General features: G+C 61.5%; 12 protein-coding genes. All 12 read left to right on the forward strand.

The window, feature by feature from the left end; genetic code table 11:
• The first annotated feature begins 43 nt into the window (after positions 1–43).
• The 12 genes from ROSERS_RS05755 (at position 44) to ROSERS_RS05810 (ending at position 13,728) form a co-directional block, all read left to right on the forward strand.
• Complete coding sequence (locus tag ROSERS_RS05755; protein WP_011955877.1) at positions 44–1,195, forward strand: sensor histidine kinase; 1,152 nt, start codon at positions 44–46, stop codon at positions 1,193–1,195.
• 2 nt (positions 1,196–1,197) lie between these two features.
• Positions 1,198–2,952 carry a peptidoglycan D,D-transpeptidase FtsI family protein gene (locus ROSERS_RS05760; protein ID WP_011955878.1) on the forward strand — a complete coding sequence of 585 codons (1,755 nt, stop codon included), beginning with the start codon at positions 1,198–1,200 and terminating at the stop codon, positions 2,950–2,952.
• Between the two features lie 114 nt (positions 2,953–3,066).
• Positions 3,067–4,389, forward strand: a complete 1,323-nt coding sequence (locus ROSERS_RS05765) for a S41 family peptidase (protein ID WP_269627564.1) — start codon at positions 3,067–3,069, stop codon at positions 4,387–4,389.
• On the forward strand, positions 4,389–4,988 hold the full coding sequence (gene hisB, locus ROSERS_RS05770) for an imidazoleglycerol-phosphate dehydratase HisB (protein WP_011955880.1): 600 nt from the start codon (positions 4,389–4,391) through the stop codon (positions 4,986–4,988). The genes ROSERS_RS05765 and hisB overlap by 1 nt, the downstream gene beginning before the upstream one ends.
• The gene (locus ROSERS_RS05775) at positions 4,985–6,010 is read left to right on the forward strand and encodes a TIGR03617 family F420-dependent LLM class oxidoreductase (protein WP_011955881.1); all 1,026 of its coding nucleotides are present in this window, start codon (positions 4,985–4,987) and stop codon (positions 6,008–6,010) included. The genes hisB and ROSERS_RS05775 overlap by 4 nt, the downstream gene beginning before the upstream one ends.
• Before the next feature lie 5 nt (positions 6,011–6,015).
• Positions 6,016–7,236, forward strand: coding sequence for a LamG domain-containing protein (locus tag ROSERS_RS05780; RefSeq protein WP_011955882.1), 1,221 nt, complete (start codon positions 6,016–6,018; stop codon positions 7,234–7,236).
• A gap of 276 nt (positions 7,237–7,512) precedes the next feature.
• On the forward strand, positions 7,513–8,469 hold the full coding sequence (locus ROSERS_RS05785; protein ID WP_011955883.1) for a LamG domain-containing protein: 957 nt from the start codon (positions 7,513–7,515) through the stop codon (positions 8,467–8,469).
• Positions 8,469–9,578 (forward strand): LamG-like jellyroll fold domain-containing protein, encoded by a 1,110-nt coding sequence (locus tag ROSERS_RS05790; protein ID WP_011955884.1) that lies wholly within the window; start codon positions 8,469–8,471, stop codon positions 9,576–9,578. Before ROSERS_RS05785 ends, ROSERS_RS05790 begins: the two co-directional genes overlap by 1 nt.
• A 213-nt stretch (positions 9,579–9,791) precedes the next feature.
• The gene (locus ROSERS_RS05795) at positions 9,792–10,115 is read left to right on the forward strand and encodes a hypothetical protein (RefSeq protein ID WP_011955885.1); all 324 of its coding nucleotides are present in this window, start codon (positions 9,792–9,794) and stop codon (positions 10,113–10,115) included.
• An 11-nt stretch (positions 10,116–10,126) separates the two neighbouring features.
• Positions 10,127–10,834: an SDR family NAD(P)-dependent oxidoreductase gene (locus tag ROSERS_RS05800; RefSeq protein WP_011955886.1), complete on the forward strand. Its 708-nt coding sequence runs from the start codon at positions 10,127–10,129 to the stop codon at positions 10,832–10,834.
• Positions 10,835–10,863: 29 nt separating this feature from the next.
• A complete protein-coding gene (locus ROSERS_RS05805; RefSeq protein WP_011955887.1) occupies positions 10,864–12,207 on the forward strand; it encodes a long-chain fatty acid--CoA ligase in 1,344 nt (447 codons plus the stop codon).
• A 33-nt stretch (positions 12,208–12,240) separates the two neighbouring features.
• Complete coding sequence (locus ROSERS_RS05810) at positions 12,241–13,728, forward strand: polysaccharide deacetylase family protein (RefSeq protein ID WP_011955888.1); 1,488 nt, start codon at positions 12,241–12,243, stop codon at positions 13,726–13,728.
• Positions 13,729–13,755: the final 27 nt, after the last annotated feature.

Consider the following 13,755-nt stretch of genomic DNA (forward strand, 5'->3'; position numbering starts at 1 on the left):
CTCGGCTGTTGACCGGCTCGTACATCTATGCGCGAGGTGCAGCGTGAGCGGGACACGCCTTCCGCCCAACCCGTGGCTGGCAGACCACGTGATTTTCTTTACGTCCCGCTGGATGTTGTGGGGAGCGACGCTGCTCTGGCTATTGGTGCAGGGGGCGCTCAATGCAACGTACAGTTGGGTCTTGCTTGCAGCACTGGGGGTCAACGCGCTTGCAGTGGCGCTGGCTCAACCGTATGTGCGCATCGTCCGCCGCAATCCGGCGATCCTGACAATTGATATCGTCTATGGCGTCGCCCTGATTCTGCTCAGCGGCGGGTGGGATAGTCCTTTTCTGCTCTATGCGTGCAGCTCTCTGGTGCTGCCTGCTCTGCTGTACGGTTGGCGCGGCGGTGTGATGGGCGGTCTGACTTTTGTGACGATCAATCTGAGCGGGCTGTGGGCGACAGGCGCTCCGCCAGCCGATCGACTCCTGACCGGCGCAGTCTCCGGCGCCACGCTGGCGCTGATCATGATCCTGCCGCCGTTGTTCGGCGGGTTGGTCGCGCCTCTGATTGAACTGCTACGCGATTATGTCGAACATCGACGTACACCGCCACGCCGTCCACAGGAACGACCGGATACGCGCCCGCGTCGTGCTGCGCCGCCTGATACGCCGTTGCTGCCACGTGATAGCGTTGGGAGTCGCTCGCTGTCGCGTGATGCCAGCGAGCCGTCTCCAGTGATCCAGGCGACTCGTATTCGCACTGCTGAGCATGGCGCCGATGAGTTGCGCCGCCTGTTGTTTGCACCGTTTTCGACAGCGGACGTCGAACTGGGCGCGGCAATCGATGTCCTGGCATCGCGCTTCAATCAGCATACCGGCATCTCCGTTCGCGTGACGCAAATGGGGCGGGCGCGTCAGGTGCGTTATGCCCAACGCCAGTTGCTGGTACGTCTCACCCAGGAAGCATTGCTCAATGTTCAGCAGCATGCGCACGCCTCGTCGGTGACGGTGACGCTCCGGTACGATGCGTCGTCGGTAGTCCTGTTGATTCAGGACGATGGGATCGGATTGCTCGATGGAACATACGAGCGCCCTGGCTGGCGAACCCTGCGCACCATGCAGTATCGCCTCGCCGAACACGATGGGCGCCTCGATGTGTTCGAACTTGATGGCGGCGGCGTGACGGTGCGCGCGTCGTTGCCCCTCGATTGACCGTGCGTTCCATCATTCGCTTTGTGAGCCTGGGCGCTGCTGCAGCGCTGGTGATCTATGGACTGTCGCAACCGATCGAACAGGATAGTCGCTGGATAGCGTCGCTCTGGATCGCGCTGCCGCTGCTGTATATCGCAGCACGCCTCTGGTTGCAACCAATGCCGCCTGGCATTGCGCGGAATATCCAGCACCTGGCGCTGGCGATAACCATCGGTTTTGCGGGTCTGGCGCTCCAGTTGCTCCGCCAGCAGTTCGTCCATGCGGACGCGATCGCCAGTGCAGTGTTCATCGATCAACAGACCGGACAACCGACCAGTAATGTGCGCAAGGTTATTGCGGCGCTGAAAGTCAGGCGTGGTCCAATCCTTGATCGCAATGGAACACCAATCGTCACAACAGAAGTGGTTGAAGGCGATTATGCCGTGCGCCGCTATCCGCTCGCCGAAACATACGATCCGACTGTGTTCGGCAATATCGTTGGCTTCTTCAGCAGTCGTTTCGGTGCATCGGGCATTGAAGCGACCTGCAACGACTACCTTTCCGGGGATCGCGACTCGTGGCGGCGCCTTCAGGATGCGCTGCTTGATCGTCCACGCATTGGCGATACAGTGCGCCTGACGATCGATGCGCGTTTGCAGGCTGCCGCACATGCAGCCCTCAGAGAACGGAGCGGATCAATCGTTGTGATCGACGTGCGAACCGGCGCGGTGCTGGCAATGGTCTCTCGCCCCGGCTTCGATCCACGCGGGCTGGCGTTCAATCCAGCTGCGCCAGATCGTCAGGCGGAGAACCGGCGCATCGACGAATACTGGCGCGCGATCAACGCAGAGGGATCGGGGCAACCGTTGCTCAACCGCCCAACCCAGGGTCGCTATGCACCCGGATCGACATTCAAAACGGTGACGGCGGTCGCAACATTGCTGCACCCTGAACAGGGTCGTCCCGATGCCATCGACTGCCCCGATGAGCGCCCAACCGAACCCGGCGCACCGCCGGTCGTCAATGCTGTGCGCACAGGACTGGAAGGGATCATTCGTTCAACGCCGTTTCCCGCTGAACCGAACCTGGAACGGGTCTATGCGTTTTCCTGCAATACCGCTTTCGCTGAATATGCCATGCGGCTCGGTCCTGATCTGCTGATCGAAACGGCGCGTCGCTTCGATATCTATCGCCCACAGGAGGCGCCTGCATCGTATGACGGTTTTACCGACCTGCCAACCCTGCCGAGTCTGATCTATGTAAACCCCGGCTTTCTCAATAGCCGCGCGGCGCTCGCCGCAACCGGCTTTGGGCAGGGCGAATTGCAGGTCACGCCGTTGCAGATGGCTATGGTTGCGGCAACAATCGCAAATGATGGTATGATGATGCGACCGTTTCTGGTTGCGGAGATTGTGCGCCCTGACGGTACAACGGTGGTGCGCAACAGTCCGCGCCCGATCCGGCGGGTCATGCCTGTGAATGTTGCTGCGCGTATGCGCGCGAATATGCGGGCAGGCGTCGCTTACGGCTTCGGAAAGGCAGCCGACGCGGTTCCCGGCGTCGAAGTGGGCGGCAAATCCGGCACGGCTGAGTATCCGTGCCCGACCCGCGACAATCCTGAGCAGTTGTGTGCGCACGCCTGGTTCATCGCCATTGCGCCGGTCGAACAACCGCGTTTTGCGGTCGCTGTTATGATCGAAAATGGTGGTGAAGGCGCCCGCCTCGGCGCCCAGGTGGCAGGTCAGGTGCTGCGGGCCGCGTTCGAGGCGATTCAGTAGCGCATGCGCCCTGTTTTCGCACATGCGCCGACTCTGACGGTCAACCTGTTCTGTGCAGCGGTTGCGCGAATGGCTCTTGGGAAGACTCTGATACGATTAGGCGCGCTTATCAGCGTGGCAACGCTGACAGGGTGCGGCATGGCGCCAGCATCAGCGGTAACCGCTCCATCTCCGGCAACTCCTTCATGGGAAGCGGAGATCACGCTGACGAACGCTCCAACCGTTCCCCCTGCAACGACGATTCCAATCCCATCGCCCGTCCCGACACCAACGTCGCCGCCGCCAACCGTGACGCCAACATCCGATCTTCTCTCCCTCGACGAGCGTCTCCAGATTTTCGATGAGGTCTGGCGCATTGTGGACGAAAAGTACCTGTATGCCGATTTTGGCGGCGTCGACTGGGAAGGGTTGTACCCGGAGTACCGCGCGCGTGTGATGCAGGCGCAATCGCGTGATGAGTTCTACGCGGTGATGATCGATCTGGTCGCCCAACTGAACGACAATCACTCGCGCTTCGTACCGCCAGCCGCCGTCGAAGCCGAAGATGCCACCGCCAGCGGGCGCGAGATACGGGTCGGCATCGGCGTGATCGTCCAGCCCAAGCCGGATGGCGGCTTCGTCCAGCAGGTCTTCCCGGAAAGCCCCGCAGCGCGCGCCGACATTCGCCCGCGTGACCGGATCATCGCCGTGAATGGACGACCCTACACAGCGTCCGACGGTGATCTCCAGGGTGCTGTCGGGACGTCGGTGCGCCTGACCATTGCACGACCGGGAGCAAAATTGCGCGATGTGCTGTTGACCCGTCAGGAGGTGCGATCCAGCATTCTTCCCTACTATCGCCGTTTCCCCGGTGATATTGGTTATGTGTCGGTGCCAACCCTGTGGGTGCACGATATGGGCGAACAGGTCAGCGGTGCGCTGACCGATCTGGTGGCGGGCGGACCGCTGCGCGGTCTGATCCTCGACCTGCGCTCGAACCGTGGCGGATGGGGCGATGTGTTGTCGGCAGTGCTGAGCCACTTTGTGCGTGGTCAGGTCGGCGTCTTCTTCGGGCGCGATTATGTGCGTCCGCTGGTGATCAACCCGCCTGCCGGACCGGATCTGCGCAACCTCAGCGCCGGTCTGGTGGTGTTAGTCGATGAGGATACCGCTTCATACGCCGAAGTGATGGCGGCAGTGTTGCAGTCCGAGGCGCAGGCGATTGTCGTTGGTACGCATTCGGCAGGCAATACCGAAACCATTTACGCCCACGCGCTGCGTGACGGCTCACGTCTCTGGCTGGCGCAGGAAGGGTTTCGCCTGCGCGACGGGTCGAACCTGGAAGGGCGCGGCGTTGTTCCCGATGTGCTGCTCGACGTCGATTGGACACGCTACAGCGAGGATGATGATCCCCAACTTCTCGAAGCGTTGCGTTTGCTCGGCGGAGGACCAAAGTAGTGCCTGCATCCACGCGAACTGCCAGCATTGAACGCCGGACCGGCGAGACCAGCATCGAACTGACCTTGAATATCGACGGTTCGGGGATGGTCGATAGTGCGACCGGCATCGGATTTCTCGACCATATGCTGCACCTGTTTGCGCGCCACGGTCTGTTCGATCTGAAGGTGCACGCCTCCGGTGATCTGCACGTCGATGAACATCATACGGCTGAAGATGTCTGCATTTGCCTGGGTCAGGCGTTCGACCGGGCGCTTGGTGAGCGTCGCGGTCTTGTGCGCACGGCGCATGCATATGTGCCAATGGACGAAGCGCTGGGGTTTGTCGCCGTCGATCTGAGCGGGCGACCATACTGCGTGGTCGATGCCGACTTTGTGACGCCGCGTGTCGGACAACTCGGCACCGATCTGATTGCGCATCTCTTCGAGAGCATTGCAATCCATGGGCGAATGAACCTGCATGCGCGCGTTCTGTATGGTCGCAACGATCATCACAAGGTTGAAGCGTTGTTCAAGGCATTGGGGCGCGCGCTCGACATGGCAACGCGCATCGATGAGCGTCTGGGCGGCGCCATTCCCAGCACGAAAGGGGTTCTATGAAACTCGATGCCACTCTGGTTGTCGATGCGCGCCGCCTCAACGAAGCAGGCAGGATTGCGCGCGCTGCCGAAGCGGTTGGATTCGCCGGTCTCTGGACGCCGGAGACGCAGCATAATCCGTTCCTCCCGCTGACGCTGGCAGCCGATCACACTGCCGAGATCCAGCTCGGCACCGCCGTGGCGATTGCGTTTGCACGCAGTCCGATGGTCACGGCGCAGATCGCCTGGGATCTGCAGGCGTTCTCAGGCGGTCGTTTCATTCTGGGGTTGGGGACGCAGGTGAAGGCGCATATTGAGCGGCGCTTTGGGATGCCATGGGATCCGCCCGTGCCAAAGTTGCGCGACTATATTCAGGCGTTGCGCGCGATCTGGCAGGCGTTCCAAACCGGCGGCAAACTCGATTACCGCGGGCAGTTCTACAACCATACGCTCATGTCGCCGTTCTTCAACCCCGGTCCGATCACCCATCCGCATATTCCGATCTACATCGCCGGGGTCAACGAAGGACTGGCGCGTCTGGCAGGCGAATTGTGCGACGGCTTCCACGTGCATCCGTTTCATAGCGTGAAATATATCAACGATATTGTGCGCCCCCAGGTTGCAGCCGGTGCGGCAAAAGCCGGGCGGGATCCGGCGCAGATCAGCCTGACGAGCAGTGTGTTCCTCATAACCGGTCCCGATGAAGCAGGCATCCAGAGCGCGCGTGCGTTCGTGCGTGAGCAGATCGCCTTCTACGCCTCGACGCCAACCTACCGCATTGTCCTGGCATGCCACGGATGGGAAGATGTCGGTGAACATCTTTCACGGCTCGCGGCTGCGCGACGCTGGTCCGAAATGGGAGCGCTGATCACCGATGAAATGCTGGACGTGTTCGCGGTAACCGCGCCGCTCGACCGGATCGGTAAGGCGTTGCGCGAACGTTATGCGGGCGTGCTCGATCGGGTGGGCAGTTATCTGCCGTATACCCCCGGTCCGCTCGATGATGTCTGGCGACAGGCAGTGCACGATGTGAGCGGCGCATAGCAGGGATGGGTCGCTTTCCCACATTCCCGTTCAACGAACGCTTCCAGCGCGCAGGACGTGCGCTCGTGGCGCTGGCGCTGCTGCTGACCGTTCTGCCAGAATCCATCCGGGCGCAGGGCGACTTCTCGCTCCGCTTCTATGGCACAGGACGCGATGGCGTTGACCGCGTGATGATCCCGCTCGATGCGCCGCCGCGTCCGGTCGACGTTGGCGGCGATTTCACCATCGAATTCTGGCTCAAGGCGCTTCCCGGCGATAATGCGGCGTCAGCCTGCTCTCCCGGCGAGGACAACTGGATCTACGGCAATGTCGTCATCGACCGCGATGTCTACTTTGCCGGCGACTACGGCGACTACGGCATCTCGCTCGCAGACGGGCGCATTGTGTTTGGCGTCAATAACGGATCAGAAGGAACAACCCTCTGTGGCCAAACGAACGTAACCGACGGTCGCTGGCATCATATTGCGCTGACACGTTCCGCCTCCAATGGCAGCCTGGCAATCTTCATCGATGGACGCCTCGACGCCCGTGGGGAAGGACCGACCGGCGACGTCAGTTACCGCGACGGGCGTGCAACCCAGTACCCCGCCGATCCCTTCCTCGTGATCGGCGCTGAAAAACACGATGCCGGTCCCGAATATCCGTCGTTTCGCGGATGGCTCGATGACGTTCGCATTTCGCGCATCATCCGCTACCGTGGCGCGTTCACCCCGCCAACCGCTCCCTTCACGCCCGATGCCGACACAGTTGCGCTCTATCACTTCAACGAAGGCGCTGGCGCCACAGTCCGCGACTCATCGGGCGCATCGGGTGGTCCCAGTGATGGCGCTCTGCGCGTCGGCGGATCACCCGCCGGTCCTGCCTGGTCCGAAGATACCCCCTGGATCAGTTCGAGCGCATCACCGCCCTCACCGACATCTCCGCCATCACAGGGTGCGCCAGCGCTGTCACCGCAACCATCGCCCACCACAATCATTGCTGTCGTCACGAACGTCCCGCTGCCGACAGACACACCCGTTCCACCAACACAACCAGCGAGTGCAGCGTCTCCCCCGACGTCCACATCCCTTCCCTCTCCAACACTACCGACCGCCGGAATCGTTGCACCCTCGCCAACGCCTGGCGCTGCGCCCGCGCCTCCCAATCCACCGTACTGGCTGCTCATCATTGCGGTCGCCGGACTGGCGCTGGCTGGCGTCGGGGTGGCGCTCATGCGCCGGAGGTAAAACGGCTCTGATCCAAATGTTCATCCAGAGCGCCGGAGATGTTATCGGATGGTAAGATAGTCACGCTATGCTGATCATTGGGATTATTGTATATATCGTATCATTGAGTCCACCGCAAAAAGGGTATGTCACCGCAGTGGCAGAGGCGCTATCGCGTCCTCAAACGCATGCTTTGCCGTGTATTCATCACGGTCTGTTTTCAGGATTCTCCGCGCTCTCGGCGTCTCAGCGGTGCATTTTTGCAGTGAAGTCATCATTGAAACGCAAGGTGTTGAGATGCGCAACTATCGTCTCTGGTTCGTCCGCATCCTGGCAGCGCTCTCAGGAGTCGCGTTTCTCGTCCTGACCCCTGTTGCACCCGCAGCGCCGCCGGTTCAATCAGCGCATCCCGGCGCAGAACCGGCAAGCGCAGGCTACGCGCTGCAATTCTACGGTAACGGCGTAAGCGATATCGACCGGGTCAAGGTGCGGATCGACCCTCCCACCCCCGCCGATGTCGGCGGCGATTTCACCATCGAGTTCTGGCTGAAAACGACCGCAAGCGGCGGAACCTGTACGCCGGGCGCCTCCGGCGACGGCTGGATCACCGGGCGCACGATCATCGACCGTGATGTGTATGGCGGCGGCGACCACGGCGATTACGGCATTGCGCTGGCGTCCGGGCGCATCTGCTTCGGCGTCGCGCGGGGAACGTCCGGGCGCACGATCTACGGCAGCACGACTGTGGCGAACGGACAGTGGCGGCATATCGCCGTCACGCGCAACGCCAGCAGCGGGCAGATGCAGATCTTCGTCGATGGACAACCCGACGCCAGCGGAACCGGCCCGACCGGCGACATCAGTTATCGCAACGGGCGCAGCACCGCCTACCCGAACAGCGACCCCTTTCTGGTCTTCGGCGCGGAGAAGCATGACGCCGGACCGGCATACCCATCGTACATCGGTCTGCTCGACGATATTCGCGTCTCGAATGTGGTGCGCTACACCGGCGCCTTCACCCGCCCCGCGGCGCCGCACGCGGTGGATGGTTCGACCGTGGCGCTGTACCGCTTCGATGAAGGGAGCGGCACGACCATCAGCGACGCGGCAGGTGGCGGCAGCCCTGGCGTGCTTCGCTTCGGCGGCTCGCCTGCCGGTCCGGTGTATGTGACCGATACGCCATTTGGCAGCACACCTCCACCTCCGCCGCCGAACCTTGAGCCACGCGCCTATTTGCCGCTGGTGGTGCGCTGATGGTGCATCAAATGCGCTCAATTGCGCTTGTCCTTTTCGTTGCGTCTGGCTGGCTTCTGGCGCTGCTCGCCGACTCCTGGCTGCGCCAGGCGCAGGCGCAGCCGTCGGGCGGCTATGCGCTCCAGTTCTATGGCAACGGCACAGGCGATATTGACCGGGTCAAGGTGCGGATCGACCCGCACACCCCTGCCGATGTCGGCGGCGATTTCACCATCGAGTTCTGGCTGAAAACGACCGCAAGCGGCGGAACCTGTACGCCGGGCGCCTCCGGCGACGGCTGGATCACCGGGCGCACGATCATCGACCGTGATGTGTATGGCGGCGGCGACCACGGCGATTACGGCATTGCGCTGGCGTCCGGGCGCATCTGCTTCGGCGTGGCGCAGGGGGCGTCCGGGCGCACGATCTACGGCAGCACGACTGTGGCGAACGGACAGTGGCGGCATATCGCCGTCACGCGCAACGCCAGCAGCGGGCAGATGCAGATCTTCGTCGATGGACAACCCGACGCCAGCGGAACCGGCCCGACCGGCGACATCAGTTATCGCAACGGGCGCAGCACCGCCTACCCGAACAGCGACCCCTTTCTGGTCTTCGGCGCGGAGAAGCATGATGCAGGTGCGGCGTTCCCTGCATACATCGGTCTGCTCGACGACATTCGCATCTCAAATGTGGTGCGCTACACCGGCGCCTTCACCCGCCCCGCGGCGCCGCACGCGGTGGATGGTTCGACCGTGGCGCTGTATCGGTTCGATGAAGGGAGCGGCACGACCATCAACGACGCGGCAGGTGGCGGCAGTCCTGGCGTGCTTCGCTTCGGCGGCTCGCCTGCCGGTCCGGTGTATGTGACCGACACGCCGTTTGGCGGCACGCTTCCGTCGCCAACGCCAACGCGCACATTCACTCCTACATCGAGCGCCAGCGCCCCTTCTGCGACTGCGACATCGCCTCCTGCATCAGCGACCGCCACTTCCTCACCCGGCAGCAATCCTCTTCCATCTCCACCACCATCCACCCCAACAGGCACTGCTTCACCAACCGCCACGACCGGCAGCGGATCGACGCTCACGCCAGTGCGTCTCTTCCTGCCGCTCATCACCAGACCGTGAGGATCAACGTCATTCGCAACACACACGGAAACTTGCAAAAATGTCACCTCTTGCCCTGAGCAGTTTACGCGCGTGTCACGATGTTCTGCTACCATATGCGTGAGCATCTGAGCAGATCCATTAGCGAGGCGCCTGCGCAACGAACCGAATCGACTCGCGCTTTGCCCGGACGCTCAGGCGCACACCTTGCAGATCGAGGCAGGAGGAATGCCGATGACAACCCTATCCGCTGCAAACCGCGATACCATCGTTGCGTTGATCATCTCGAGTTTGCGCGACCTGTACGAGCAGAACGGCATCGATGCCGATGGCGACCTGAGTGAAGACACCTGCCTTATCGGGCGTCGCGCCGCGCTGGACTCCCTTGGTCTGGTGACGCTCATCGTCGATCTGGAGCAGAAGATCGAAGAAACGTTCGACAGTGCGCTGACCCTGGCGAACGAACGTGCAATGTCGCAGAAGCATAGCCCTTTCCTCACCGTTGGTTCGCTGGCGACCTATATCTGCACGCTGCTCGATGAACAGCGCAATGCCTGAGAAAGAGAGCGATGACAACCGAACAACAGGTGGTGCTGATTACCGGCGCGCGGAAGGGCATCGGGCGCTTTCTGGCGGAACGATTCGTTCGCAACGGCGCGCTGGTCGAAGGATGCAGTCGAGAACCGCCCGATTGGTCGCTGGAAGGGTACACCCACCATCTGGCGGATGTTACCGACGAGGCGCAGGTTAAAGCGATGATAACCGCTATCGGGCGGCGTCATGGACGGCTCGATATTGTGATCAACAATGCTGGCGTCGCGGCGATGAACCATTCGCTCCTCACGCCGCTCGCCTCGGTGGATCGAATCTTCAACACGAATGTGCGTGGCGTCTTCCTCGTGTGTCGTGAAGCAGCGCGATTAATGCAACGGCGGCGCTTCGGTCGGATCGTCAACCTGAGCACCGTCGCCGTTCCCCTGCGTCTGGAGGGAGAGGCGCTGTACGCCGCTTCCAAAAGCGCCGTCGAAATGTTGACCCGCATCCTGGCGCGCGAATTCGGACCCCTTGGCATTACCGTCAACGCCGTCGGTCCAACGCCAATCGAGACCGACCTCATCCGTGGCGTGCCGGCGGAGAAGATTCAGAAGATTATCGATAGCCTGGCGATCCGACGGTTAGGTCGCTTTGAAGATGTGGCGAATGTCATCGACTTCTTTGTGCGCCCCGAAAGTGACTATGTCACGGGTCAGGTGATCTATCTCGGCGGCGTGTCCTGAACCGCAGCATTTCTTTCAAGGAGGCGAACATGGCTATCGAATGGCTGATAGAACGGATGGCGCAGGCGCGTGATACCACCGCAGTCGTCTGGCAGGGAACATCGGTTTCCTATGGCGAGTTGATCGACCGGATCGCGCGCTGGCGCGAAGCGCTCGATGACGCGGGCATCGCCGAAGGGCAGGTCGTGAGCATCGAAGGCGATTATTCACCCGGCGCGATTTCGCTTCTGCTGGCGCTGATTATGCGTAACGCCATTGTCGTTCCCCTGACAGCGTCGGTTGCCGTGCACCATGAAGAGTTTCTGTCGATCGCCGAAGTGCAGGCGGTCATCAGTTTCGATGCTGGCGATGGCTGGCAGATCGAGCATCGCCGCATTCCGGTCACCCATGAACTGACCCGCACCCTCATCGCACGCGGGCATCCCGGTCTTGTCCTCTTCTCATCCGGTTCGACCGGCAAGAGCAAAGCGGCATTGCACGATTTCACGCCGCTGCTGGAGAAGTTCCAAACCCCGCGCCATCGTCAGGTGACGCTGACCTTCCTGCTGCTCGACCACATCGGCGGTATCAATACCCTCTTTTACACCCTGTCGAACGGCGGAACCGCAGTGTCGGTGCGCAGCCGCGACCCGGATGAGGTCTGCGCTGCCATCGAGCGGTATCGTGTGGAACTGCTGCCGACCTCGCCGACATTTCTCAACCTGATCCTGATGTCAGAGGCGTATCGACGCTACGATCTCTCATCGCTGAAGTTGATCACCTACGGCACCGAAGTGATGCCCGAAACGACGCTCCTGCGCGTGCGCGAAGCGTTCCCCGGCGTGCGTCTCCAGCAGACCTATGGACTCTCCGAACTCGGCATTCTCCGCTCGAAGTCGCGCGACGACGGCTCACTGTGGGTCAAGGTCGGCGGTGAAGGGTTCGAGACGAAGGTGGTGGATGGTATCCTCTTTGTGCGCGCGAAATCGGCGATGCTTGGATACTTGAATGCGCCCAGCCCTTTCGATGAAGAGGGTTGGATGAACACCCAGGACATGGTCGAAGTCGATGGCGAGTACATCCGCATCCTGGGGCGTCGCACCGAGATCATCAATGTCGGCGGGCAAAAGGTCTATCCGGCAGAGGTCGAAAGCGTGATCATGCAGATGCCGAATGTACGGGACGCCACAGTGTACGGCGAGAAGAATCCGATCACAGGGCAGATGGTTGCCGCACGGGTGAACCTCATCGAACCCGAAGACCTCGATTCGCTCAAGAAACGGGTGCGTTCCTGGTGCCGCGAGCGCCTGGAACCGTTCAAAGTGCCGGTCAAGATCACCATTGCCGGGGGGGATCAGTTCAGCGCACGCTTCAAGAAGATGCGCCGCGCCTGATCTAATTATGGCACCTTGACTTCGGAGAACCACGTGCGACCACTCACCATTGCCATCGATCCGTCTCTCGGCAATCCCTTCGCTCCGGAGATCGCGTGGACATGGCGCTATCTGTTGACCGGCGCGGGGTATCCGTGGCGTATAGGCTTTTGCCATGAGCCATGCGACATTGCTTATACTCCCGATCCACAGCGCGCACGGCATGCGCGAATCGTCATTCGGGCAATGCCACACTACTGGAAACGCCGGACCTTCCTGCGCCTCGCCGGCGCCGGGTCGGCGGATGGGTTCGTTCACCCGGTATACGCCGGTGAACACGGGAATGATCGATTGATCACGAATGAATCGGGACGTCTGATCATCCACCGTGATATTGTGTTCGATGTCTTCTGGTTGCTCACCGGTCAGGAAGAGACGCATTTCCCGAAGAATCGCCACGGACACGTCGATCTGACCGGAACGCCATATCTGGAAGATCAGACACTACGGAAAGGTCTGGCATCGGGGATCGGCGCCCGTTTTGAGCGCCTGATCGGTGAAACCGGCATCCCTCCCGGCGAACCGCGCTGGCCCCACGGAAAGCGCGCCGCAGCCGCCCTGAGCCACGATGTGGACTACCCGGAAGTTGTGCGCTGGCTGGAGCCGCTGCGGGTGGTGATGCGTCAGGGAGTGCGCGGTCTGCCAGCAGCGCTCGATGTGCTGACCGGCAAACGCCACCACTGGCAGTTCGACTCATGGCTGGCGCTGGAACGCGCCTTCGACACACCATCGGTATTCTACTTTGTGGCTCGTCAGGGATCATTGCGCGAATATGCACTGGGAACCCCTGATTCGTTCTATGACATCCGTGCGCCACACTTCCGCCGCCTGTTTCGCACCCTGATCGATGCCGGCTGCGAAATCGGGTTGCACAGCAGTTACCATGCATACGCCAGCATTGAACAGTTTGCGCACGAAAAACGCCTGCTGGAAGAAGTCGCCAGCGTACCGGTCGTGGGCAACCGACATCATTACTGGCATCTGGATCCCGCCAATCCTGAAGCGACCCTGGCGATCCACGAGCAACTCGGGTTCGCATATGACGCATCGCTGACCCACGACCGGTATATCGGCTGGCGGCGCGGATCGTGCTGGCCCTACTTCCCGCTGCTGCAAGCCGAACGGCGCGAACTGCGCACGCTGCAATTGCCGACAGGCTGGATGGACAGTCAACTCTTTCTGCAGCGCGCGGCAAATCCAGGTTCACCCAATGAAGTGTTGCGCGCTCTCGCTGATCAGACCGCTGCGCAGGGCGGGTTGCTGCTGGTTAACGTCCATGACTATGTGTTTGATGAAGCCCTCTTTCCGGGATGGTCGGCGACTGTCCGGCATTTGTGGGAATACCTGGTCGCACGTGGAGATTTCTGGATGGCGACGCCAGCTGCGATTGCCGCTCACTGGCGGCATCGGTATCAGCGCCTGCTTGCAGCGAGCGTCGATTTCGCCAACATCTGTGGGGCTGCCTTCGGTATCGGTTCGTAATCGCACGAACCGGCGCCTTCGTCTGAT

It is taken from the genome of Roseiflexus sp. RS-1 (assembly GCF_000016665.1).
Taxonomy (GTDB): Bacteria; Chloroflexota; Chloroflexia; order Chloroflexales; family Roseiflexaceae; genus Roseiflexus.